The 25,051-nt window shown below is 45.2% G+C and carries 18 protein-coding genes and 2 pseudogenes; 8 read left to right on the top strand and 12 right to left on the bottom strand.

What is annotated here, in order from left to right:
• Window positions 1-361: 361 nt before the first annotated feature.
• The gene (locus MHI32_RS01800; protein ID WP_340011800.1) at window positions 362-6,259 is read right to left on the bottom strand and encodes an S-layer homology domain-containing protein; all 5,898 of its coding nucleotides are present in this window, start codon (window positions 6,257-6,259) and stop codon (window positions 362-364) included.
• Between the two features lie 256 nt (window positions 6,260-6,515).
• On the opposite strand from MHI32_RS01800, the gene MHI32_RS01795 reads away from it, so the two are divergent.
• On the top strand, window positions 6,516-6,902 hold the full coding sequence (locus tag MHI32_RS01795; protein WP_038568262.1) for a hypothetical protein: 387 nt from the start codon (window positions 6,516-6,518) through the stop codon (window positions 6,900-6,902).
• 105 nt (window positions 6,903-7,007) lie between these two features.
• Here the strand turns inward: MHI32_RS01795 and MHI32_RS01790 are convergent, their stop codons facing one another.
• From MHI32_RS01790 to MHI32_RS01780, 3 genes are all read right to left on the bottom strand, one after another.
• Entirely contained in the window at window positions 7,008-8,024 is a 1,017-nt protein-coding gene (locus MHI32_RS01790; RefSeq protein ID WP_036687315.1) for an AI-2E family transporter, read from the bottom strand.
• 140 nt (window positions 8,025-8,164) lie between these two features.
• Window positions 8,165-9,349: a polysaccharide deacetylase family protein gene (locus MHI32_RS01785; protein ID WP_081386372.1), complete on the bottom strand. Its 1,185-nt coding sequence runs from the start codon at window positions 9,347-9,349 to the stop codon at window positions 8,165-8,167.
• A 209-nt stretch (window positions 9,350-9,558) separates the two neighbouring features.
• Window positions 9,559-10,116: a transcriptional regulator gene (locus MHI32_RS01780; RefSeq protein WP_036687313.1), complete on the bottom strand. Its 558-nt coding sequence runs from the start codon at window positions 10,114-10,116 to the stop codon at window positions 9,559-9,561.
• Window positions 10,117-10,335: 219 nt separating this feature from the next.
• On the opposite strand from MHI32_RS01780, the gene MHI32_RS01775 reads away from it, so the two are divergent.
• The 6 genes from MHI32_RS01775 to MHI32_RS01750 are packed head-to-tail and all read left to right on the top strand — an operon-like array spanning window position 10,336 to window position 15,533.
• The gene (locus tag MHI32_RS01775) at window positions 10,336-11,217 is read left to right on the top strand and encodes a sugar ABC transporter permease (protein ID WP_076127023.1); all 882 of its coding nucleotides are present in this window, start codon (window positions 10,336-10,338) and stop codon (window positions 11,215-11,217) included.
• A 25-nt stretch (window positions 11,218-11,242) separates the two neighbouring features.
• Entirely contained in the window at window positions 11,243-12,088 is an 846-nt protein-coding gene (locus MHI32_RS01770) for a carbohydrate ABC transporter permease (RefSeq protein ID WP_076127021.1), read from the top strand.
• Window positions 12,089-12,123: 35 nt separating this feature from the next.
• Window positions 12,124-13,470: an ABC transporter substrate-binding protein gene (locus MHI32_RS01765; protein WP_081387137.1), complete on the top strand. Its 1,347-nt coding sequence runs from the start codon at window positions 12,124-12,126 to the stop codon at window positions 13,468-13,470.
• Window positions 13,471-13,485: 15 nt separating this feature from the next.
• On the top strand, window positions 13,486-14,274 hold the full coding sequence (locus MHI32_RS01760) for an HAD family hydrolase (RefSeq protein WP_076275939.1): 789 nt from the start codon (window positions 13,486-13,488) through the stop codon (window positions 14,272-14,274).
• Entirely contained in the window at window positions 14,271-14,612 is a 342-nt protein-coding gene (locus MHI32_RS01755; RefSeq protein WP_248549163.1) for a multidrug efflux SMR transporter, read from the top strand. Before MHI32_RS01760 ends, MHI32_RS01755 begins: the two co-directional genes overlap by 4 nt.
• A gap of 51 nt (window positions 14,613-14,663) precedes the next feature.
• Window positions 14,664-15,533: a metallophosphoesterase gene (locus MHI32_RS01750; RefSeq protein ID WP_340011799.1), complete on the top strand. Its 870-nt coding sequence runs from the start codon at window positions 14,664-14,666 to the stop codon at window positions 15,531-15,533.
• Between the two features lie 93 nt (window positions 15,534-15,626).
• Here the strand turns inward: MHI32_RS01750 and MHI32_RS01745 are convergent, their stop codons facing one another.
• The 7 genes and pseudogenes from MHI32_RS01745 to MHI32_RS01715 form a co-directional block, all read right to left on the bottom strand.
• Entirely contained in the window at window positions 15,627-16,076 is a 450-nt protein-coding gene (locus tag MHI32_RS01745) for a hypothetical protein (RefSeq protein WP_076192528.1), read from the bottom strand.
• Between the two features lie 33 nt (window positions 16,077-16,109).
• The gene (locus tag MHI32_RS01740; protein ID WP_280753353.1) at window positions 16,110-17,027 is read right to left on the bottom strand and encodes an ATP-binding cassette domain-containing protein; all 918 of its coding nucleotides are present in this window, start codon (window positions 17,025-17,027) and stop codon (window positions 16,110-16,112) included.
• Window positions 17,020-18,039 (bottom strand): ABC transporter ATP-binding protein, encoded by a 1,020-nt coding sequence (locus MHI32_RS01735; RefSeq protein WP_076127008.1) that lies wholly within the window; start codon window positions 18,037-18,039, stop codon window positions 17,020-17,022. The genes MHI32_RS01740 and MHI32_RS01735 overlap by 8 nt, the downstream gene beginning before the upstream one ends.
• A gap of 15 nt (window positions 18,040-18,054) precedes the next feature.
• The gene (locus tag MHI32_RS01730; RefSeq protein ID WP_036687295.1) at window positions 18,055-18,900 is read right to left on the bottom strand and encodes an ABC transporter permease; all 846 of its coding nucleotides are present in this window, start codon (window positions 18,898-18,900) and stop codon (window positions 18,055-18,057) included.
• A 4-nt stretch (window positions 18,901-18,904) separates the two neighbouring features.
• Window positions 18,905-19,855 carry an ABC transporter permease gene (locus MHI32_RS01725; protein ID WP_076127007.1) on the bottom strand — a complete coding sequence of 317 codons (951 nt, stop codon included), beginning with the start codon at window positions 19,853-19,855 and terminating at the stop codon, window positions 18,905-18,907.
• Between the two features lie 69 nt (window positions 19,856-19,924).
• Window positions 19,925-21,541, bottom strand: a complete 1,617-nt coding sequence (locus tag MHI32_RS01720) for an ABC transporter substrate-binding protein (protein ID WP_076127005.1) — start codon at window positions 21,539-21,541, stop codon at window positions 19,925-19,927.
• Window positions 21,542-21,623: 82 nt separating this feature from the next.
• Window positions 21,624-21,737, bottom strand: a pseudogene (locus MHI32_RS01715) (peptidylprolyl isomerase); the annotation flags it as partial.
• Window positions 21,738-22,172: 435 nt separating this feature from the next.
• Here MHI32_RS01715 and MHI32_RS01710 point away from each other — a divergent pair.
• Window positions 22,173-23,750 carry a glycosyltransferase gene (locus MHI32_RS01710; RefSeq protein WP_076278960.1) on the top strand — a complete coding sequence of 526 codons (1,578 nt, stop codon included), beginning with the start codon at window positions 22,173-22,175 and terminating at the stop codon, window positions 23,748-23,750.
• 57 nt (window positions 23,751-23,807) lie between these two features.
• Here the strand turns inward: MHI32_RS01710 and MHI32_RS01705 are convergent.
• Window positions 23,808-24,809: pseudogene (locus MHI32_RS01705) on the bottom strand (AAA family ATPase); the annotation flags it as partial.
• Window positions 24,810-25,051 lie beyond the last annotated feature (242 nt).

Raw genomic sequence — 25,051 nt, 5'->3', positions numbered from 1 at the left:
AGCCAGCGGTCAGTATGTTGGATATTGATACGTAAAGAAGAAGGGGTCAGTGAATAACAGGATGAGGAGTACAAGCACCCATAAATGAATGCCAAGCCCTGCGCCAAGCGGAAGAAGTGCCGTAAAGAGCTAAATTACTGCTAACAAAAACGGTACTAGAGAAGAGACAATGCCAGCTTCCCTTGCAATTTACTTTTATTTTGAAAGATTCTGAAAATTTAAAATTAATTCAAAAATATTATATATGAAAAATCATATGAATAGTGGAAATTTCCTTTTTACATAGAAGAAAAAGGAGACTACACGCAAAAAAGACAAAAAGCAGGCCTGAGTCACCTCTGCCTGCCTTTGCCAACCTATCTTATAATTTGATTATTCCATATAACAGTTTTGCGATTTCAGCACGGGTCACTTTGCCACGAGGGTCAAAGTTATTGTCGACCTTGCCGTCAAGGATTCCCTTTGCTTGCAAATCAATTACCGCTTGCTTCGCCCACTCAGATACACTATTCATATCCTTAAAGCTTGCAGCAGCAGCAACGGAAGCTTGCAATCCTGCTTTATACTGCATCAGTTTCTGCAGGACAACTGCCGCCTCCTCACGAGTAATCGCATCTTTAGGTCGGAACTTGCCATCACTGCCTTGGATCAATCCAAGCTGGACAGCTTTGTCTATCGACTGTGCATAATAAGCATCTTTAGATACATCTGCAAAAGCACTCTGTACGATAGCCCCATTTGCTTCATCCAATCCGAGAGAACGAACGGCCAGTGTAACAAAATCTGCACGTGTTACATTCGCCTGTGGTCCATAATGCGTATCGTCGATCCCTTTAATCACATGCTTAGCCGTCAGCTTGGAAATATACGACTCTGCCCAGTGACCAGCAGTATCCCTAAATTGCTTATGGTATTCCAGTACCGCAAAGGAGGAAAAGTGATTTGTTGTGAAGGTAACGGTATTATCCTTAAACACTCCACCCAAATATTCCAACGTGCTGCCATTTACATAATAGACACCCGCAAAATCTGTATCAAGCTTAGCAAGCTGTTCCTTAGTCAGCGTCAAGGTAATCGTAACAGCACCTTTAAGCTGGTGGATAGCCGTTTCTTTGCCTCCTGCAGATGTACTGAGGTTCAGCGTAACGTTAGCTCTGAATGGACTCATTCCAGCGTCATTGGCCTGTACAGATATCATACTCGTATCAATGCTTAGTAGCAGCATATCACTGCCTGCCGGAATGGCTGGTAAGGAGCTTGTTGGTACGCTCAAGGTAACGTTAGATGAAACAATATTCAAATTCAACTTCTTATCGACAGCCTGTTGAACAGCGGCTGCATCAAGAGCAATTCTAATCTGATCTTGAGCCGAGGTTGCTCCGCCTGCGCTAATCTTTAGGCTTCCCCCTGTAGCAGCTTCCTCTATCAGTTTCTTCAAGGCTGACGGATCAGCTGTATACGTCCCATTACTTCCTAATGCCAGTTCAATGTTTCCCTTTCCCGCTCCAGGTGTGGCTGTAGGCGTTGGAGTCACTGTTGGCACTGGTGAAACTACCGGAGGTGCCGTTGTCACCTCTGGTGCTGGTGTCGGCGTCACTTCTGGCGATGGCGATACCTCTGGTGTCGGCGTTACCCCTGGTGTCGGTGTTGGTGTTGGTGTCACCTCTGGTGTCGGCATCACATCCTCTTTTCCAGTGTAAAAGCCCCAGATATCTGAAAGCACACTACCGGAGTGATCATCCTCAACCTTTGTATACCATTGGTAGTAGCTATCCGGATTCAGCTTACTCCAAGTGACCTGAGTCTCCGCGCCACTCTCTACTTGTGGATTGGCCGCAATTTCCTGGTCGCTGTAAACCTTGACTCCGATATAGTCGGTAGCCACACGTTTAGTCACAGGCTGTAAATCCAGATCCAGAACGAACTCATCTTTGCCTGGATATTCGTCTTCATCATAGTAGTTATAATCATCCAAATAAGGCGAATAAGTCTTCACGCGAAGTTTGTTATTAGCAACATCGAACTGAAGCAGACGGATATAGCCGAGTCCCCCTTCTTCAGCGCCTTGGTAATCTGCCAGCATTTGATAGACACTGCGGTCTGGAATACCGTCACCGTTATCATCCAGCTCGTCTACCTTAAGCTCAGCATCATGATAATGGCCGGACAGTGCTGCGATTACGTTTTTGTTAGGTTTCACAACCATCTCAAAAATCTTATCTGCAATAGGTGCACGGTTATTAGAAACCAGCAAGTATTCATGGAGACAAAGAATCGCTTTACGCTCTGGATAACGGGCAACGATCTCATTCATCCATTCAATTTCTTCCTCAGCCAATCCCCAGCCCATGTATACAATAACAAAATCATTTCCGTTCGCAGACACTAAATCGTAATGGCCCCTGTTGTTGTCATAAGAGCCACCGAAGGTCGGCATATTCTTGAATCTCCACTCTCCAAAATACTCCCAGAATTTCGTGTAATCCCCGGTTTGATGGCCTACGTCATGATTACCCGCAAGAACACCATAAGGAATGTTAGCTTCCTCCAGAACCTTCATGTCCCGGTCAGCTTCCTTCCACTCATACTCCTGATAGGATTTATCCACGATATCTCCTGTATGAATAACATACTTCAGGTTCAAGCTCTCTTTGTTGTCAGCTATCCATTCTACATTTTTACGGTAAATGTAAGGGTAGCTCTGTGAATAATACTGTGTATCAGACATCCATACAAAAGAAAAGTCATACGTATCTTGTGTTACTGTTGGTGCTGTCTTAGCCACCGAAGCAATTTCGTCCTGAACCATTACTGCAATGCTATTTCCATTAGCATATTCTCCAGCTGTAACCGTGGATTTCAGCTCAAAATCCTCTGTTCCAGCGATTAAATGATCCAGCTGTACCCATTTTTGTTGAGTTGGACTCCATGCGTAGAGACTTACTTTACGTCCCGGCAACGAATTCCCTTTCCATTCAATATCTACACGATCTGACGCCTTAACCGACTCATCCAGCTTAATTTCATAACGCTGATAAGGGAATTGATCGACAGCATCATTAATTAAATATTGTCCGTCCACCGCACTTATTTTACTGTAGTCATCACTGCTAAGCGCTTGTTCGCCCGCAGGTACGGATTGTTTCGGCGGCTCTGTATCGGATGCGTTTATAAATCCAGCAAAGCCTTGCTCCGGATGGTTAGCATCGTACTTAAATCCTCTAAAGAAGGTAACGTTTATCTTATCCTGATTAGGATCTTCAACCTTAACCTTTAAAGTCGGATTAGTACCTACAGCGGTCTCCCAGTTTGTAGGAGAAATAAGCAGTGGCGCAAATGGATTCTCATTCGGTACATGGAATGTAATGACCTTTTCTGCCTGATTGCCAATCCTATCTAAGGCTATGATAGAAAGCGTATGCTCCCCAGCCGATAACTTCCCGGATGAAGTAGCATAGGGCAGTTCAATAACATTACCATCCAGCTTCACGCTGACCTTATCTACACCCGCATAAGTATCCTTAACTTCAGCAGCAATTTCAAAATTGCCACGGTAAGTTTGTCCTTCTTCTATTGATGCTTTGATGGATGGTGGCGTGTTGTCGACAATTACGTTTGATGATACTTTCGTTCCACCTTCGGTAAGCGTTACTTTATGTTCTCCGTCAGTTGCTTCCTTAGTATTCCAGTTGTACGCCTTTGAACGGAACAAATCCGCTTTTAGATCAAACTGGAAGCCGAGGGATTCATGCTTACCTGCGCTGTCCCCCATCTTGATTTCCTTATCACGTTCTGCATAAGCCGGGTCCCAAATTTCGGTACCATCTGCCAGCAGGAGACGAACATTTTTTACTTCAAAATCATCCTTATTCTCCTCAGGACGAGGATCAAATGGAGATGATTTAGAGCCCGCCCGAATGTAAATCACATTATCCGTACCCTTTTTTAAAGCGGCAGAAGAAATAGGAAAAGTCAATGTAGTATACGTAGTAATCGGGTCCATAAAGGTATACAGAATACTGGCATCTCCTAGTTCTTCCGGTCCCATCGTGATCGCATTTTTAAAATAATAGTCCACATTTTTAGCTTCAAATACAAAGTAGGCATCATTCTCCAGTGCATTATATGCCTCGTTATTGCCCAGTAACTTACTGTCAATGCTCAAGCCTAAGACATCAGCCTTAGCGGTGGCAGAGGTTCCCTTTACGGTCACGGAGCCATTGATCAACTGCCCTTCCTTCACATTCAAACGAAGGGGTGATTGATCCTGTCCTCCTGTAACTTTTACTTTCATTACTGGAGATTGTGTTTCATTCGTTCCATCAGAAACAACAAAGTAATACTGGATTTCATTTCTGCCAATCAAATCCGCAGAGGTCAATTTAAAGTGATACAAGCTGTCGTTGAAGTCTTGGGATAGATTGTGGCTAACAGCCTCCGGCTGCTTGTCCGAAGACACTCTAACTTCCACAGAAGTAACAGCTTTATTGTCATCAGCAAAAGCCTTCAAATCGAGACCCAGCGACTGATCAATCTCCGTTACGCCGGTCAGATCTTCTACTGTTGGTTTCTCTGTATCCGGCTCCACATGGATCGGTGTGTTTGGAAGTTGTGTTACATCCGTCTGGCCTGGTGACGGAACGGCTGACCCCGTACTGATCTTGAGCATTTTGCTCAGCCCATTCACAGGATACTTATATAGAAGGGCTTTATTCTCTTTGGTGTCATCACCTTTAGCTCCACCATCGTAGGTGAGGTCAGCATCATAATACGCAGAGGAAATCTCCTTCTCCGTATTGCTCTTGATTACGACTGCCCGGCGGCCAGAGTTCGCCATACCATCGCTTTTGATCAAAAAGAGATTGGTGCCTTCAATTAAGTTTGTGTTGAATTCTGTATTGAAATCATTAGCAGTGTAAGTACTATTGGCACTATTAATAACCCAGAACACCACGGACTGCTGTGCAGGAATCAGAAAGTTCTCTGGCGTCGAAGGCCACTTCACATCGGAAGCGTTACCTTTATCAGGATAACGATAATAGACCTTGTAGTCCTTGAAATTAACAGGTGCATCAGTATTGTTATAGATCTCAATGAATTCAAAAGCGTCGCTGCTCGTTCCTTTTACATTCGTCGAATTCGGCAGCAGCTCTGTGATTAACAACGGCGGCACATTATTCGAATCGAACGCCGGCAGGTTCACATGAACAGAATAACTCTCTGTCACATTATTAACGCGGATGCTGTAATGCAGCTCCGGCTCTTCCAGCGCAGCTGCAGGAATCATTGCCGCATATTCATCCCCACCTTTTGAAGTCATGGTGATTACCGTATCTTTCGCCTGAGAAGGAGAGCCATACTGTAGCTTCACTACAGGCAGTGATCCATCTGCCCCGCTTTCCAGATTAGTAATCTTCGCACTGATAGGGAGATCGGCTGGATCGACACTACTCTGTGCAATATGTTCAATCACTGGCTGCTTGTTCCCAGGAACTAGCTCAGGCACTTGTTCTGCCTCTACGGTTCCAGGCGTAGCCACAACCGTTCCCGAATTCACCATGAGGTTCATAACGGAGCTATCTGCTTGCAAGTATTGATAGAAGATCCCGTTATTCTCCTTCACCTGTTCTTTTCCATAGGAAGCAGAAACAATTAGCGTATCTCCTGCTTTGCTTTTAATTTGTAAATTACGCGCAGAAGTGTTAGCCATCCCCCCGCCACCGTTGATCCGGAACAGATTCACTCCTTCCTGCAAAGCTGCAGAAGGATTAAAGTTTTTGATGAAATCCTCCGTAGGAACATTCAGATTATTGCCGTTCATAATCCAGAAAACAATATTTCCATGCGCCGGTATTACAGCATCACCATTAGGTGCCCATGTATCTTTGTCATTATAAAAGAAATAATAATCCTTAAAATTAACCGGCTTGTCCGTATTATTGTAGACCTCAACAAACTCGTAACCATCTACAGAGGTTCCATCTGTCCCTTTTACATTTTTAGTATCCGGAACAACTTCTGTAATCAGTAGCGCTCCTGGATTATTAGGTACCGCGTACACCTCTGCCATTACAGTCGGTTGACTTAAAAGCGTGTCGAGCTCAACCTGTTCATCAAAATGCGCCTCTAATTCGGAAGATGTCTGCTCCGTCTCCAGCTGCTGCTCTTCGGCATATCCTGCTGGAGCCATGATTCCCAACATCAAACTGCTGGCAATTATGCTGGAAAATAAACGTTTAGCTTTTGCTGTTATTCTCAAAACTCCGAACACTCCCCATTTGTTTGATTGTGATTCAATGCATAAATATGCAATGAAGCTCATCTGGAAAGTATACCTGCGGTGTATTATCGCTATATCATAGCCGTGTTAAATCTTTAGGTTATTTTTAATATTGCTTAAGCTTCAGTTCAGCTTCGCGGGTTACAATATAACTAGTTAGAACCCATTTTAAACGATACTTTAGACGGATGCTTAAGCAAGATAAGTTATTGCAGAACAAGAAAAGAGGACTCTAATGGATATAAAAAGAGTGATCATAGTCGGAACGGTAGTTGTAGTGATGTCTTTCGGAAATGCTTGGACTAGTCTTACCGCTAATGCAAGTTCGCCTGTAAAATGGTCCACGGCAGAGGTCGCGGATCAAGACGAATTATTGGAGGTACTTAACCAGCCAACGGACGAGGATCTATACGAGGCCATATATGACGGTAAGTCACTTCAAGATATTGCATCAGAACAAGGCCAAGATATTGAAGCTGTAATCGATCTACAGGTTGCCCAGCTAACGGATCAATTGGATTCACGGTTAGCCGCTGGAAGCATAACAACCGAGCAGTATGCGGCATATAAAGCGGAGCTGAGGGACATCGTTTCAGATAGTGTCCATACTTCCTTCGGTTAAGGGAATACATACAGCGACGCTGTAACATACACAAAAAACCCGGCTAAATGGATCTTCCATTTAGCCGGGTTTTGTATATTTAATACTTATTTTATAACAGAATCCCTAAGTCCCTATCTTGTTCTCTCTGTTAATCTCCAGAATATCAAGGAAGAATACAAAGATCGGAATCCCCAGAATCAGACCCCAAACCCCGAGATAATGCTCAGAGAATAACAACACGATAAACGTATAGAACATAGGCAAATTCATTTTGGATGACATCAGTTTAGGATTTAGGAAGTAGCCTTCTACAAAATGAAGCACGGCAATCATTGCCAGTACATAGATAGTCATGACTAGGCCACCAATATTGTAACCAATAATACAAAGTGGGATTAGCGAGATAACAAAACCTACAACCGGAATTAAACTAAGTAAGAAGATCATAATGGATAATGCGAAAAGGTAAGGAAAACCTAAAATCCAGAGTCCGATCACCGTAAAGCATGTATTAAACAACGCGATCAGAATTTGTGCTTCGATCACTTTTCCGAAAGAGGAGATAAATTTTCTGCCAAAATACTCAAGCTCTACATAGAACCAAGAGATTTTGCTCTCTTTAAGGCGGGAAGTGAAACTAACGATCCTGTTCTTCTCAAGTATAAACACAAAGCTCAAAATGGTTGATAAAACAAAGCTGGTGCCCCAATTGCTTATTTTCAAGACATATTCAATACCGTCTTTCATATACGACTGATAGTTCAAATCCTTAAGCTGGGCGAATATATACTGCACAATATCATTCTGCGGGATGTTCTCAGGGGTCAAATTGGTCAAAAAATTCGTTAACTGTTTAATCTGTATGAAAACCTTAGGCAGATAATTAACGAGGGTTATGACAATTACAGCGATTAAGGCAAGGTATAGAATGACAATAATCACTTTGCTGTTAACTGCTACATATTTGTTAATGCGCTTCGTGAGCAGCACTTGAAAGCTATTCATTACATACGCAATCAAAAACGTCAACAGTACCAAATTAAGCATATCTCTAATACTGAATAGCAGTAGAGCAACCAATCCTAAAATCAAAAAACGCCGGACCGTTAAATTTGCGTAATAACGCTTAAACAATTCCATCAGTTCTCTCCATTCGCTTACCAATTAGTACTCTGTTTATAGTCTACAGTAAGGAATTCACTTATAGCAACTAGTGATTCGCCTAAAATGACGAATTTACTCACTTTTTGTAATCTCTTCATCAATAAAAGTGGCACTTTTCATGCTCCTGCATCCATATGAGTCAATTCAACGATTCGGCGTTTCGGATCATATTTCATATCTATATGCAGATCTTTGCATAATTGATGAAATGGAACCATCAAGGTTCCCTTCCTCATTTCAGGAGAATTCCTTACCATATTCACCTTTTGGTTGTTCAAGGTCAATTCCATAGGCAAATCGATATGCTTCATCTGATCAAGCGTCAACGCAGCGGTAAGTGTCTCACTTCCCCCGTTAATTCGTGCGGCATTCCGATCCGCTCTAGTGTTAATCCCATCCTCAATTTTGAAGGTCAGCGAAATCCCTAGCGAATCACAAACAGCCAGCAATCTGTCATTGTAGGACCCATAAGGAAAAGCAATCGCCGAATCCGTATTGCCCAATTCTTCCTTCAGCCTTTGCTCCGCCTTAGCCAGATCACGTGTAACTCTGCTGTAGTATTCGACATTCATCTCATTCCTGTTCTCATCATCAACATATAATAAGGCACTTGCAGCTGGCCGCTGCCCGCCCTCGGCATCGACAACCCCATAATGGTGCAAATCATAGGTATGACTATAAAATGCCATCCCAGCATGCTTCATTTCCCGCATTTGCTCCCAAGTGAGCTTCGGTACGCTATTCGGATCTGGGTGATCTATTGTAGATACGATAACAAAATTAACGGCTGTATATCCGTATTTTTGCAAAACGGGGAACGCCAATTTATAGAAACTCTCATATCCATCATCAAAGGTCAGCAGCACTGCATTGTCCGGAACTGCGCCGTTATTCAGCATAAATTCGCGGTATTCCGCCATGGTGATCACATGAAAACCTTCCTGCTTCAGCAGATTCATTTGATCATCAAACCGATCAACCGATAACACCCAAGGAAACTGTGGCATGGGCTTTTCAGAAAGATGATGATACATCAGCACAGCCACCTGATCTCTGTAGTAAATACCTTTTGGAAGAGGTCCGGATTTCTGCCAGCCGATTTGTGTATTTAGTGCCTGTTCAGCTACCGCCTTCGGGATCATAAGATCATCAGGCGAGGCTGGGTTGGCAGCTATCGTCTTTATCATTTGACCATTTACGTTAATAGTTATTGTTGAAGGTTCACGTTGTGTATTCAAAATAGCAGCAAGGCTCAGCAGTAGAACTATGACAACAAGCAGCATATATTTTTTTGTTTTCAATCTCAGAATCTCCTTAACAACATTTCTTGTCCCTATGTAACTATATATTTTATGGAAGTTCCACCTGCTATTGGTTACATTTTCTTCTTATTTTTGTTTCTTTATCATAAAAAAGAGGGCGAACCTCAAGCCTGAACCGGCTTAAGGAACACCCCGCAAAATGGAGATCTATATACAATTATGTACATCTATATGTGATTGTAGACGGTCTAGGACCTTCTCTTATCTGCGAAGTAATTCTCTTCCCCAAGCTCGTCCACGAACTGCTGCAGCCAATGATAATATTGAACGGCATGCTCCAGCTTCTCCAGATCCTTCAGGCAGAATTGCCGCTCCTCCTCAGACGTATCCACGGCTTGAACCAGTCCCTCCAGCTCAGGAATGACAACGTCCAAGGCTTGCTTCATGACATCAATCTCCCGCTGTAGCTTCATCCCAAAAAAGTTCTTAAAGGTCTGAAAGAAATCTGTTTCCACTGCATACAGATCCTTTCGGTCCCGCTTCTCCTCCAGCTTAGTGACCATCTTGGAGGCCATCAAAGAACGGACTCCATAGCTCATATTACTCTTGCTCATATTCATCACATTCTTCATCTCTTCAAGCGTCATCGGACGGTCTTCAAAGAACATAATTCCATACAGCTGCCCGAATGAATAATTCGCACCATATAGGTCCATCGTCTGAGCAATCGCATCGATCATCGGACGCAGCAGCTGCTCGCGTGGAGATAAGTCTTTATTCTCTTCACCAAAGGCTACCTGTTTCATAGCTGCACCTTCATTCCACTTAGAATCTACCCTTCTATTTTACACAAAATAGCAACTACCTGCGCTAATCTCTTAATTTTTTACATAATCTCGCATCGATCTTTACGTCCACTTGACCACGCAGCCGCTCGATGAGTGTACAATTTTTTTTGAACGGAAGAGCTTTCCTCAGAATTATACCGCAAAAAACAGAAGATGGAATGGGGTATCGACAGAATAATGAAACGTTCGAGATTTATAGGGGAGTTGAAACCGGTGCTCTTCACCTTGCCGGCAATGATTCCATTCGTTGTATTTTGGCTAGCGCCATTACTTTATGTATTTTATCTCAGCTTTACGGAATGGGACTTCATGAGCCCTGAGAAAACCTTTGTCGGACTAACCAACTATCTGGATCTGTTCAGCAATCCTGCCTTCTATAAAGCACTTAGAGTGACTCTGTTATTCTGTGCCGGAAGTGTGCTGCCCGTTATTCTGATCGGACTTGGACTAGCACTCCTGATGAACGGGAAGCTGAAAGGGTCCACCCTCTATCAGGTATTGCTGTTCTCCCCTTGGGTCACGCCGACCGTGGCTGTATCCATTGTCTGGTCCTGGATCTATGAACCCGAAATCGGCCTTGCCAATACTGTACTTGACCTCTTAGGTCTAGAAAAAATCGGTTGGCTTCAAGACCCTAAATGGGCGCTGCTTGGCGTTCTGCTCGTGACAATATGGAAATCGGTAGGCTGGGCGATGATTTTTTACTTGGTGGCACTACGCAATGTCCCTACGGATCTGCTGGAAGCAGCTCAACTGGATGGAGCAAATGCTGTTCAAAAATTCAGCCGTATTACTTTACCGCTAATCTCGCCAACGACACTGTTTCTGTTCATCGTACAGATCATCGGGGCGTTACAGGCTTACGACCAGATTAACGTACTTACGCAAGGTGGACCCTCAGGATCAACACGCACCTTGCTCTATATGTATTATCAGTCTGCCTTTGAAGCCTTTCAGATTGGAGAAGCCTCTAGTGTCGCAATGGTTCTGGTATTTATATGTATGCTGCTATCCGTAGTCTCGCTAGAGGTTAGTAAACGGACAACCCATTATCAATAACAACTGCTGTAAAGGAGAACGACTGATGAATGCAACGATCGTACGCGTGGGCAAGCTGACCCGCCATCTATTTTTTACAGCTATTGCACTGATCATGGCCTTCCCCTTCTATTGGATGGTCACCAGCGCCTTAAAAACCAATGATGAAATCTGGCAGTCTCCGCCCACAATCTGGCCTAAGGATGCGCTGTGGAGTAATTTTTCAGCCGCCTGGCACGAAGCCCCTTTCTTCAGATATATGGGCAATAGCATATTTGTCGCTGTGTCGATTGTTATTCTGCAGGTCATAAATTCCGGGATGATGGCCTATGCGCTTACGCATATGAAATTCCGCTTCAGAGGGCTGTTCTCAGGCGTTATTCTTTTCGGCTATATGGTTCCAGCCACCGCTGTTTATCTTCCCGGATATTTGGTATTGTCCCAGCTCCATCTACTGGATTCATATGCCGGATTAATTCTATCCAACTGTGTAAGTGTCTTCTCCATCTTTCTAATTCGCCAAGCCTTCCTTCAGGTTCCCCATGAGCTGGTGGAGGCTGGAGAAGTGGACGGTTCCTCACATATGCGGATTCTGTGGACCATTCTTGTCCCCATTACACGTTCTTCCTTTGCTGTGCTAGCCCTAATCACCTTCATTGATCAGTACAATAACTATTTCTGGCCGATGCTGATCACCAAAGACCCGAATCTACAGCTAGTCTCGGCGGGTCTGCGTAGTTTCTTTACTCAAGGAGGTGCCTACGGATTAAAATGGCCGCTGATCATGGCCGCTAGCGCATTCACCATCGCCCCGTTGCTGCTAGTATTTCTACTAGCTCAGAAAACGATCATGCAAAGTGTCAATATGACCGCTGGTTCCAGCAAAGGATAAGCTAACAATTCTATTTTAATAAGAGGAGAATGATGATGAACGTATTGAAGAGACTGTCCACCCTGTCTTTGGTTGCCGGATTTACAATGTTAACAGCTTGCGGAGGAAATGCGAATACAGGCAATGTTACAGCGGCGAATGGAGCTTCTTCCTCCCCCTCCACAGAGGCTGCACCCACACAAAATGCACCGGTAACGATTGAATTCTGGTATGGTCTCGGCGGCAAGCTTGGTGAGAATATGGAGGCCCTGATTCAGAAATTTAATACCTCTCAGCAAGAGGTCATCGTCAAAGGTATCGCGCAGGCAGACTACACGGAAACCGAACAGAAGCTGCAAGCAGCTATCGCTACAGGAAAAGTACCTGCGGCTGCTCTCTCCTCCAATGTAGATTGGGCCCGTAAAGGATATTTCGCTCCGATAGACGAGCTTATGGCACTGCAGCCAGATTTTAATAAAGAGGATTTTGTCCAAACCTTTCTAAATCAGGGCCAGGTTGATGGTAAGCAATACTTCCTGCCGATGTATGGAACAACGCAGGTCATGTACTATCGCAAAGATGTTTTTGAGAAGAATGGAATTGATGCGAGCACACTAAAGACTTGGGAAGATCTGGCTGCCGCAGCTGCGAAAATGACAGTGAAGGACGGCGGCAAAACCACCCTTTATGGCTGGGAGCCTATGTGGGGTTCAGGGAACATGATTGATGCCGTACTCAGCAAAGGAGGCACTATCCTTAGTGAGGATGGAAAACAAGTTATGGTCGACTCTAAAGAGTGGATTGAAACCTGGGATTTGTTCCGCAAGTGGATTCACGAGGATAAGATCATGCGGATTCATTCCGGCGGTCAAGGCTGGGAGTATTGGTACAAGACGATTGACGATGTAATGAAGGGTCAAGCCGCAGGCTACACCGGCTCCAGCGGCGATCAGGGCGACTTGGACTTCAGCATTGTTTCGGCTATGGAGCAGCCAGGCTGGGCAGGGATCGGTGAGGGCAAACCCGTAGCCCAAGCCCTTATGGCCGGCATTCTATCCAAAGCCAGCGACAGTGAAAAGGAAGCAGCTATGAAATGGCTAACCTACTTCACGAATGCTGAGAATACTGCGTCCTGGTCCATTAATACGGGATATATTTCGGTGCGCCAATCCGCATTGCAAGACCCGGCGTTTGTGTCATTCAGCGAAAGCAATCCTCAGATTAAGGTTCCATTGATGCAAGCTTCTCATGGTTCTGCACCTTTCCAAGACCCAACTGGCGGCAAAATTAACGATGCGTTGACAATCGCCGCAGATAAGGTGCAGATTGAGAATATCCCAGCAGCACAAGCACTTAAGGAAGCACAAGAAACGGCACAAGCAGCGCTTGATAAATTAAAATAAAGGGCGGTGGACTTCATGTCTGAGCTCATCACGCCACAAGGCAGATACGCTGTAGCAGCTATTCTATTCGATAAGGATGGTACGCTGCTCCAGTTCGTATCCCTCTGGGGCAGCTGGGGCGAATGTTTTTTAGAGAGATTCACGAAGTATATGAGACAAAGAGGGCTACAGATTGCAGAAGAGCAGCTCCCTGCATTAATGGGAACTGTACACAATGCCCAGGGGAGCATTACCGATTATGATCGCAACGGACCGCTGGCTATGGGGACTATGAGTGATCTTTATGCCATTCTGTCATGGCAGGGTTATCTGCAAGGTTTATCTTGGGCGGAGTCCATGGAGCTTGTCCATCAATGCCGTCTCGAAGCGGATGTTAGGTTAGAAGAGAAACGCCCCGTTCACTCCCTTCCGGGACTTCATCGTTTTCTTGATGAGTGTGTGAGTGCAGGCATTCCTCTCGCCGTGGTGACCGCAGATGAAACAGAGGCCGCAGACAAACATCTCCAATGGCTGGGCATACGGCATTATTTCTCCGAGGTAATTGGAACAGATCTTGTGGATCAGGGTAAACCTTTCCCCGACATGGTGCAGCTTGCCTGCAAAAGGTTAGCCGTGGAACCCGCGTACACAGCGGTTATCGGCGATACTAACGGGGATATGCGAATGGCTAAAGCAGCGGGTGTACAGGTAGCTATCGGCCTAGCAGAAAGCGACGGTACTAGTGCTTCAACACATATTCTCCCGGATGCAGATCTCATTGTACAATCTTATGCTGAGCTCAGAATTGAGGTTACTTCCCTGTGAGAATAGAAGGAATATGGGCATGGATGTTTCTGGCGCTGGCTATTGTGTTCGAACTCTCAGGGACCCTCTCAATGAAAATATCTCAAGGGTTCACCCAGCTCTGGCCTTCCGTGCTTATGTTCCTGTTCTATGGAGCCAGCTTCACCTCCCTGAATTATGCTCTCACCTCTATTAAGGTAGGCGTAGCTTATGCGATATGGTCAGGAGCGGGAATCATCCTGATTTCCTTCATAGGAACCCTGTTCTTTGAAGAAAAGCTAACCCTATCCTCACTACTTTGGATAGCCGTCATCATTGTCGGGATCATAGGACTGAATATTAGCGGCAAGACGCATTAGCGAACAGCAACAGTATTGGATAGGTTCATAGATGAAGGAGGATGCCCAAACATGAGTACGAACACATCACCTGAAGATAAACCAGTTATCACCTTTCAGATCATTACGGATACCCATGTCACTGCTGACCGCAATCATGAGTACAATCTTAACTTCGAGCTGGCTCTCCGTGATATAGCAGCGCATGGGGAAGGCAGCAGCGGGATTATGCATATCGGTGATGTCACAGACCACGGCTTCCCTGCTGAATACGAAGAAATGCTTCGTATCCTCAAACAATACAAAACCGAACTGCCCGGGATTACCTTTACCTTAGGCAATCATGATGTGGGCCTCGGAAATTGGGAATCACGTTTAGGAATGTATACGTCACAGACCGGAATGTCCGGACCCTATCATGATCACTGGGTCAATGGCTATCATTTTATTATGCTAGGGACAGAACAAGGATTGCCCAAATTCTGTGATCTTTCTTCTGAACAGCTTGATTGGCTGGAGCATAAGCTTGGAGAAGAAGCTTCACCAGATCAGCCTATCTTTCTCTTCCTGCATCAACCGCTTAAAGACACCGTAGCCGGATCGCTGGAATCGCAAGATTGGTATGGTGTCACACAAGATAAGGAATTAAAAGAAATCCTGTCGAGATACCCTCAGACCTTGTTATTCACTGGACATACCCATTGGGAGCTGGAGGTAGACAACACTATGTTCCCTGGCGATGGAGAGATCGCAACGATGTTTAATGCTGCTTCTGTCGCCTATCTTTGGACTAATGAAGATAAACATAAAGAGGGCAGCCAAGGCTTCTATGTAGAAGTGTATAGCGATAAAGTGCTTGTCCGGGGCAGAGATTTTAAGACAGGAAGCTGGATTGAGGCTGCACACTATGAGGTATTTTACCCAGCGGTAAGCGTATATTAAAGATAAGCATTTAAGCGAGAAATATAACAAAAAAACGATTGTGCACAGGGATTCCTTCCCCGCAACAATCGTTTTTTACTGTAGCTATTCAGCTTAACGTCCAATCGGTGCAATCCGGTAGACAGCTGTATCTCCAACCGCTGCCTTCGTATCGCTCTCGATCTGCCAACCGAAGGATAACACAGAAGCCAAACGTTCCTTCTCGGCCAAGGTTAAAGCCACCTCAGCGGCTTCCTTACCTTCCTCAAGCTCCAGAGCCGCTTCTTTGCCCAGAGCTACCCATATCCAGCTGCGAATCCCACGAATCGTGTTGTATTTAATCTGATAGCCTGTCTTCACCGCTTGCCCGAACAACTCCGGCTGCTCTGACTGCAACGTAGTCAGCTGCTTATAATCAAATTGGTATTCGCTCTTGTCAACGGGCAAATCGCCCTCTGCCACTTTACGAAGAATATCCTCATCAGACCACCCCAAGGAGCGGAGTGATTCCACCAATAACGCATCCCACTGGGATAACTTTACCCGGTTTAAGTTCTCTGACATTCTGATCCCTCCCAATCTATATATAGAGTCTAATCATACCGTAAAATCATAAGCAACATAATGGCCCGGACTTACTTCCTGTAGTGTGGAAGTCTCAGCTCTGCCATACTCTTGCGAATATCCGTCTAAAATAATTCTCTGATTGGCCCGCCGGGGATCCGTCTCCAAGATGGAAGACAGCAGCGCCTTTGTATAAGGATGAATAGGATTCTCGTACAGCTCATCACTTTCGGCTACCTCTACTAGACGACCGCCATACATCACGCCGATCCGGTCAGAAATATGCCGTACCATCGACAGATCATGTGCGACAAAGAGATAGGTCAAGCCGAATTCGGACTGCAAATCCTCCAGCATGTTCACTACCTGAGCCTGGACAGACACGTCCAGCGCTGAGATCGGTTCATCACACACGACAAACTCAGGTCTTACGGACAATGCTCTGGCAATCGAAATCCGCTGGCGTTGGCCACCACTGAATTCATGCGGGAAGCGGTAGAGATGTTCTCTTTTTAAACCTACCTTTTCCAGCAATGCCGCAACAGCTTCTTTGCGTTCTTCACCTTCGTGGATGCCGTGGATTTTCATCGGCTCACTGATCAGATCAAGCACACTTAAGCTTGGATTAAGTGATGAATAGGGATCTTGGAAGATCGACTGAATGCGTCTGCGAAAAGGTTTTAGCTGCTTCTCTCCAAGCTTGCTCAGCGGCTGCCCGTCAAAAGACACTTCACCGTCTGTGTAGTCATATAAGCGCAGCAAGCAGCGTCCAACCGTGGACTTGCCGCTTCCCGACTCTCCAACCAGCCCAAAGGTCTCTCCCTGACGAATCTGAAAGCTTACGCCATCTACTGCCTTAAGCACCGATGTATCGCGTCCCCACATATCCTTGCCTTTGGAGAAATGTTTTTTGAGATTATTTACGTCCACTAGAATCTTATTGTCACTCAACCGAACCGCTCCCTTCAACGCCAGCTACAGCTGGAGTCTCCTGCACACCATCTGCTAACCAGCACATCGAACGGTGACCGGGCGATAATTCGATTACCGGAGGACGTTCGCTGCAACGGGCAAAAGCATTAGGGCAACGTTCCATAAAGGGACAGCCAGAAGGAGGATTCAACAAATCCGGAGGTGTGCCTTCGATTGGAATTAGACGTTCACGCGATTTGCCGTCACGTTTCGGAATGGAGCGAAGCAGACCTTTCGTGTAAGGATGCTGTGGGCGATAAAAAATATCCTCCACCGTACCTTCCTCCATCACTAGTCCACCATACATTACGATAACCCGTGTACATACCTGAGCCACCACACCCAAATCATGAGTGATCAGTGCTATAGCTGTACTGGTATTATTTTTTAGCTCTTTAAAAAGATCAAGAATTTGGGCCTGTATTGTTACATCAAGCGCAGTTGTCGGCTCATCCGCAATCAATAGCTCTGGCTGGCAGGAAAGAGCCATAGCGATCATGACCCGCTGCCGCATCCCGCCGCTGAATTCATGCGGATACTGCTGCAGCCGCTGCTCAGGATTATTAATGCCCACCTGCCGCAGGATACTTGCTGCCTCTTTAAACGCTGCTTCCTTATTTAAGCCGCGATGCCGCCGGATGACCTCCGTAAGCTGCTGGCCGATTTTTTTCACAGGATTAAGAGAAGTCATGGGGTCCTGAAACACCATCGCTATGCGGTTACCGCGCAGTTTTCTCCACTCTTTTTCCGAAAGGTTAGATAAATTGTCACCACGAAAATTAATATTTCCAGCGATAATTTTACCCGGAGGTGTAATCAACGACATAATCGCCTTCGCAGTTACACTTTTCCCGCTTCCGGATTCACCAACAATCCCTACCGTTTCTCCAGCATCTATATGAAAGCTAACGCCACGAACTGCCTGATTCTCTCCATCCCGAGTTTGGAAGGAAACCTTCAAATTCTCAACAGACAATAGCCGTTCCGTCATGATGTCTTCACACTCCTATCTTCGGATCAGCTTCGGTTCAAAGCCAACCCGCAAAATATCGCCCAGAACATTAAAGCTCAGAACCGTTAATAGTATCAATAACCCCGGGAACAATGCCAAATAAGGGGCCTGAGCGATATATCCCTGCGCATTGTTAAGCATACTGCCCCAAGTGGCATTCGGAGGTTGTACCCCGAACCCAAGGAAGCTTAGGGACGACTCCATCATAATCGCGGAAGCGATATTATTCGTCGCACCTACAATCACAACAGGTACTAGCCCCGGAAGAATATGACGCCAGATAATTCCAAAGTTGCTCTGGCCGGAAGCTTTTGCATATAGTACATATTCCCGTTCTTTAATCGTCATCGTCTCCGCACGAATCACACGGGCAATGTTCATCCACATTAATAGAGCAATGATTAAAATGATGTTTCCTACACTCGGCTTCAAAAATACGCTGAGCAGCAGCAGCACAAGGAAAGATGGAATGGACATCACTACATCAAGCATCCGCATCAATAGATTATCAATCCATCCGCCAAAATATCCACTGATTACGCCCACCGTCACACCTATACCCGTGGCAATGATCATTGAAGCAAAACCAACTAGCAAAGATACCCGGCCACCATACAAAGCTCGGGCAAAATAATCCCGGCCGTAATCATCCGTACCAAACCAATGATCCGCCCCGGGTGCTTTCAAACGTGCCAAAACATCCATTGCATTCGGATCATGTCCGGATAAAAAAGCAAATATAGAGCCTAGTGTGAAGACGATTAAAGTAATGAGGGCTGCGACACCCAATTTATTCGTAAATAGCTCATCTCCAACACTTTTCCATTTACTGCGATTCATGAGGTCACCTCGTTAATTTAATTCGTGGGTCCACGAAGCTATATAGAATATCCGCGACCAGATTGCCGATGATCAGCATTAAAGAAGAGAACAAAGTTATTCCCATAATTACGGGATAATCCATCCCTTTAACCGCAGTCATCCCTAAAGAGCCAATACCCGGCCATGAAAATACCGTCTCCGTTACAATTGCACCCGCCACCAGATCACCCATCGACATTCCGAGCAATGTAATTACTGGCAACAGTACATGCTTAAGCACGTGACGGAACAGAATCGTTGTCTTGCTGGATCCAAAAGCATATTGAATCTGCACATATTCTTCTTTTAGCTGTCCAATCGTACTAGAGCGGATGTATCGTACGTAACCGGCCAGAAATCCAAACGCCAATACGGCGCAAGGCAAAATACCATGCTTCAATACATCAACCGCTGATTCCACACCAATGGTTCGCATCCCCATAATAGGCAGCAGGTGCAGCTTAATTGCGAATAAGTACATAAGTAAGATGGCCAGCCAAAATAAAGGCACTGAAATTCCGATATAGGATAAAAAATTAATTACTTTATCCACCCAGCGGTTCCGGTTAGCTCCAGCAAGCAGACCCATCGGGATCGCCAACAGAACGGCTAAGCCGATTGCACTGCCCATCAAACCTGCTGTTGCAGGTAAACGTTCTAGAATTTGCTCCAATACAGGCTGATGATTCACAAGGGAATAACCGAAATTGCCCTGCAGTACTTCTTTGATCCATATAAAATATTGAATGTAGGCTGGCTTATCCAGCCCAAGGTTATGCCGGATGCGCTCAATATCATCCGCGTGCATATTCGGCGTAACGAAGGATAGTACCGGATCCCCCGGAGCCAGCTTAATCATCGCAAAGCACACAACCGAGACAAAAAACAGCATCGGCAGGGTTTGCAGTAATCTTCGGACGATAAGTTGTCTCATACGTATATTCTCCCAGTTCTATATCGGTAAAAAAATAAGCTGGATTGACCAGCTTATTTTTTCCCGTTCTTATTTAAGGTAGATTTTCGATAAATCTTCAAAAATAACGACAGGCTTCAAGACTGCTTCTTCTAGACCGCCGTAGTTCTTGGAGACAGCTACAATAGTCTTAGTATTAGCAATTGGATAAATCGGTGCATCGTCAGCAATGATCTCTTGGATCTTCTTATAGATCTCACCACGTTTAGTTACATCTGCTTCTCCTGCACCATCATTGAACAACTTATCGACTTCAGCATTATTATAATGCGAGTAGTTAGAGTCTGCAGTAGAAGTATACAAAATTCTGTAAGCATCAGGATCGTAACCCATAATATAACCTGCAATCGCAAGTTCAAAATCTGTTGAATTCATATCACTGAATTTCTGGCCATATGCCGAGGCATCCATATTTTGCAGTTCAACTTCAGCGCCAATGGCCTTTAGCTTTTGCTGCACGTATAGTGAAATGGCTTCCTGAGCTTTATTACCGCTCGATACAATCAATCTCAATTTCAGATCGCTAACCCCTGCCGATTGCAGAAGCTCTTTGGCTTTTTCTACATCATTATCAAAAGAAGGTACGTCATTAGTATAGAACAATGCATCCGGAGTCAAAAAGGACTTCGCCGGGTCTGCATACTCGTTAGAAGTATAAGCAGCCTGAATGATTTCATCACGATTTAGGGCTAAAGACAAGGCTTGACGAACTTCTTTTTTAGCAAGAGCACCTCTATCACTGTTTGCATTGAACAACAGGTAGGACAATCGGCCTTCACTATAAGGCAGGATTTCGAAATTGTTCGAAGCCTCAATCGTTCCAACATCCTGTGGATCTAGATACTTAATGTTGATCTCACCATTCTGAAGTGCGAGATTCGCAGCATTCGTATCTTTAGCAATCCGGTACGTTATAGAATCAAGATGTGGTTTGCCGCCAAAGTAGTTATCAAATCTCTCGAGTGTAACATATTCGCCTGCTTTATATTCTTTAAATTTAAATGGGCCAGATCCAACCGGAGCAGCATTCTTGGTGCTTTTCTCTAGATCCGTCTCATTCTCAAAAATATGCTTTGGAATCGGAAATACTTGCACTAGTGTAGCTTCAAAAGCTGGGCTGACCTGCGGAAGCTTGAACTCTACAGTCAGATCATCCACCTTAACTGCCTTAACGGGTTTATCACCGATGAATAAGTTCGCTCTCAGCATGCTGTTTTGCTTCTCATCGAGGATGCTATCAATCGTGAACACGACATCGTCAGCTGTAAGCTTTTCTCCGTCATGCCAAGTTAGTCCACTTTTCAGTTTCAATGTATAAGTCAGGTTATCTTCGGAAAGTGTCAGGCTGTCTGCCAAGTAGAAGGTCTTCTCTCCGTTATTCACTTGGAACAATGGCGCGTAGAGCGCTTGGTCAATCGTCAGACTGACACGATCACCTGCATAGTTCGGATTTAGAATGACAGGATCTGCAGCGACCCCAATAATTAAGTTGCCGCCATCTTTTGGTTCAGTGCTTGCTGTCGATCCTTCAGTAGCCGTAGGCGTCTGATTTGTATTTGTCGAAGCGGCGTTATTTCCCCCGGAGCACGCGCTAATCAAAAATGTTAACAAAACCAAAGTAATAACTCCAGATAATCCTCTACGCATAAGTTTCTCCCCCGTGTCTATATTGTCTTTGTTTGTTTTTATATTGTATATCGGGATACTAGGAATTACAATGGATAGCATTTCACATTAATGTAATATTGAGGGAACTGATAATTTCGACCTTTTTCATGACATCCCCACGCCTTAAAGTATCCACAGGGTCCATACCTGAAATGACTCTTCCGAATACAGTATGCCAAGGGTCGCAATAATCAAACTCTGTTCAGCCACCAATATGAGCTTCAGTCTTCGCTGTCTCTTCCGGTACAATCAATTTCCTCAGCATCCTCATTCAGCAGAGGTCGGTATTCACCCTTTCCATCATCCCAGAACACATCCGCACGAGGATTCATGGCCAGTAACAGATTGATTAACTACTGAACTTTTAGTGGTGATTTATCCATAGTCTCATTCCTGTGCTCATCTGGCTGCATTCTTATCTAATTATCCGGTAATTGTACAGCAGATTCATCAAAATTAATATATCTAAAAAGTTCAATTTATCCAACTCTCATTTCTCATTTACTATAAGAACTTTGCGAAATAAGGATTATTACTCTCTCACTGTAAATATATTGAGAACATACCTATACCTCTCGGAAGAAAGGGAGAGTCCCCCAAGGAGGCCGCAATGAATAAGACACGCGTATTAATCGGCAGCCCGATCCATCAAAAGCCCAATGTATTACGGGAATTTCTGAATTCCCTGCTGCGCTTGAATATCGAGCAAATCGAACTGGATTTCCATCTGATTGATGACAATGATGATGAGGAATCCAGCCGGCTGCTCCAGGAATTTAAAAGCAAGGGCGAGCATATTTTTATTCAAAGCTCCGGCTTTAACGATGCGTACATTCGCAATGATACGACTCACTATTGGAATTCTGATTTAGTCTGGAAAGTCGCCAACTTCAAAAACCTCATGATAAACCGAGCGCAAACCCTGAACTACGACTACCTGTTCCTGATCGACTCAGACCTCATCCTCCACCCCGATACGCTAAGTCATCTAATAGGGACGAACAAAGATATTATTTCAGAGGTATTTTGGACACAGTGGCAGCCAGATACCATGTTTCAGCCGCAGGTCTGGATGCATGACGAATATAATCAGTGGGAGATACTTCCCGGCGAAAAACTGCAACCCGAGGAGATCAACCGCAGATTTCATGAATTCATAGCCAAACTCCGCAATCCTGGAATCTATGAAGTGGGGGGTCTCGGCGCTTGTACATTGATTAGCCAGCATGCGATAAAAGCCGGGGTGAGCTACAATCAGATCCGGAACATATCATACTGGGGCGAGGATCGCCATTTCTGTATTCGTGCCGCGGCCCTTGGCATTCCGCTATTTGTTGACACCCATTATCCTGCCCTTCATTTGTACAGAGATAGTGATTTGAACAAGGTTGAAGATTTTATCAGAGAAACAACAGGGGTAAAAGCTGAATCGGCACCCACACCCATCGAGGAAAATTCCAATGAGGTTGCAGCTGCTCCTATAACCAAAAAGCGTCCCAAGCTAACCCTTACCATGGTTGTAAAAAATGAAAGCGGGCGCTTCCTGCGACAGGTTCTGGAGGAACACCGCAAATATATCGATGAAGCTGTCATTATTGATGACGGCAGCACCGACAATACAGCAGCTGTCTGTCTGGAAGCACTTGAAGGCATTCCCGTTCGTCTCGTGCATAATACCGAATCCAAGTTCAGCAATGAAATTGAGCTGCGAAAACAGCAGTGGGAGGAAGTCCTAAAGACAAATCCCGAGTGGATTCTGAGTCTGGACGCGGATGAGATCTTTGAAGCCAGCTTTGCAGAAAATATAGATTCCTTGCTGTATGCAGATGGGGTCGATCTGTTCTGCTTCCGCCTTTACGATTTATGGAACGCGAACCATTACAGGGAGGATACCTACTGGCGCTCTCATCTGAACTACCGCCCTTTTTTGCTTCGCTATAAAGAAGACTTCAACTATGTATGGAATGAATCCCCACAGCACTGTGGGCGATTCCCGGAAAATATCTTTGAGCTGTCTCATCAGCTAAGCAATCTGCGGCTCAAGCATCTCGGTTGGTCCAAAGCCGAGTTCCGGCTGGAAAAATATCTGCGTTATATGCTCCTCGACCCCGACGGCAAATACGGCTGGAAAGAGCAGTACATGTCCATCTTGGATGAACAGCCTCATCTAATCCCTTGGGTGGAATGAGGCTTACAATAAAAAGGGCGTTCACAAAACCATTAGGGTTTTGTGAACGCCCTTTTTTTATTCAGAACTCAATTCAGAACTCTCTGGTCCATCGACTTCTGGCTTCAGAATGGTTACTGTCAGCTCGTTGCCGGATTCATCCACCTGAATAACTGATCCCTCTGCGGCTTCACCAGCAATAATCGCACGCGCCACACGTGTCTCCAAGCTGCGCTGGATAAATCTTTTCAACGGTCTTGCCCCATACACAGGATCAAAACCTTCCTTAGCGATAAAACGCACCGCCGATTCAGTTAATGCCAGTCCGATCTCCCGTTCTGCCAGACGTAGACGCAATCCATCCACCAGTTTGTCCACAATTTTCTCGATCTCACCCAGTGTCAGCGGCTTGAACATTACAATGTCATCCACCCGGTTCAGGAACTCTGGACGGAAATGACCACTCAGTTCCTTCATCACTCTATCCTTGGCAGCTTCCGTGAGCTGACCGTTTTCATCGGTGCCTTGAATCAGATGGGGTGAACCGATATTGGAAGTCATAATGATGATTGTATTCTTGAAGTCAACCATTCGGCCCTGTGAATCAGTCAGCCGTCCATCATCAAGCAGCTGCAACAGAATGTTAAACACATCGGGATGCGCCTTCTCCACTTCATCGAGCAGCACTACAGTATAAGGCTGACGCCGCACAGCTTCCGTAAGCTGCCCGCCTTCCTCATATCCAACATATCCTGGAGGTGCACCGACTAGGCGGGAGACACTATGCTTTTCCATATACTCCGACATATCTATACGGATCATGCCATCTTCGCGGTCAAAAAGAGATACCGCAAGCGACTTAGCGAGCTCAGTCTTCCCTACACCCGTCGGGCCAAGGAACAGGAATGAGCCAATCGGGCGATTCGGATCTTTGATTCCCGCTCTTGCCCGAAGCACTGCATCGGCCACCAAGCTGACAGCTTCGTCTTGGCCCACTACCCGTTCATGCAGCGTATCCTCCAGACGCAGGAGCTTATCCCGCTCACCTTCTACCAGTCGGCTAACCGGAACGCCGGTCCATACATAACTATTACACATATCATGGAATTACCGCAACCATGTAGGTGCGGCATCAACTAGTTTCCATTCTCCATTTATGTAAATGTAACAATATGAAATTCCTTCGTGGACCACGTAGAATACATCTGATTGTTTTGGTTTAGTCGGAAATGGGGTTCTCGGGGATTTTGTTGCGATGCTCATCCATTTATGTAGTTCTTCGTAGTTTGTTGCACGTTCGAGTATTTTATGAGGTGTACAGT

Source organism: Paenibacillus sp. FSL H7-0690, assembly GCF_037980415.1.
In the GTDB taxonomy this organism is placed as follows: domain Bacteria; phylum Bacillota; class Bacilli; order Paenibacillales; family Paenibacillaceae; genus Paenibacillus_AQ; species Paenibacillus_AQ odorifer.
Note: the sequence above shows the minus strand (reverse complement) of the source record. Positions and strands in the feature narration are given on the sequence as shown.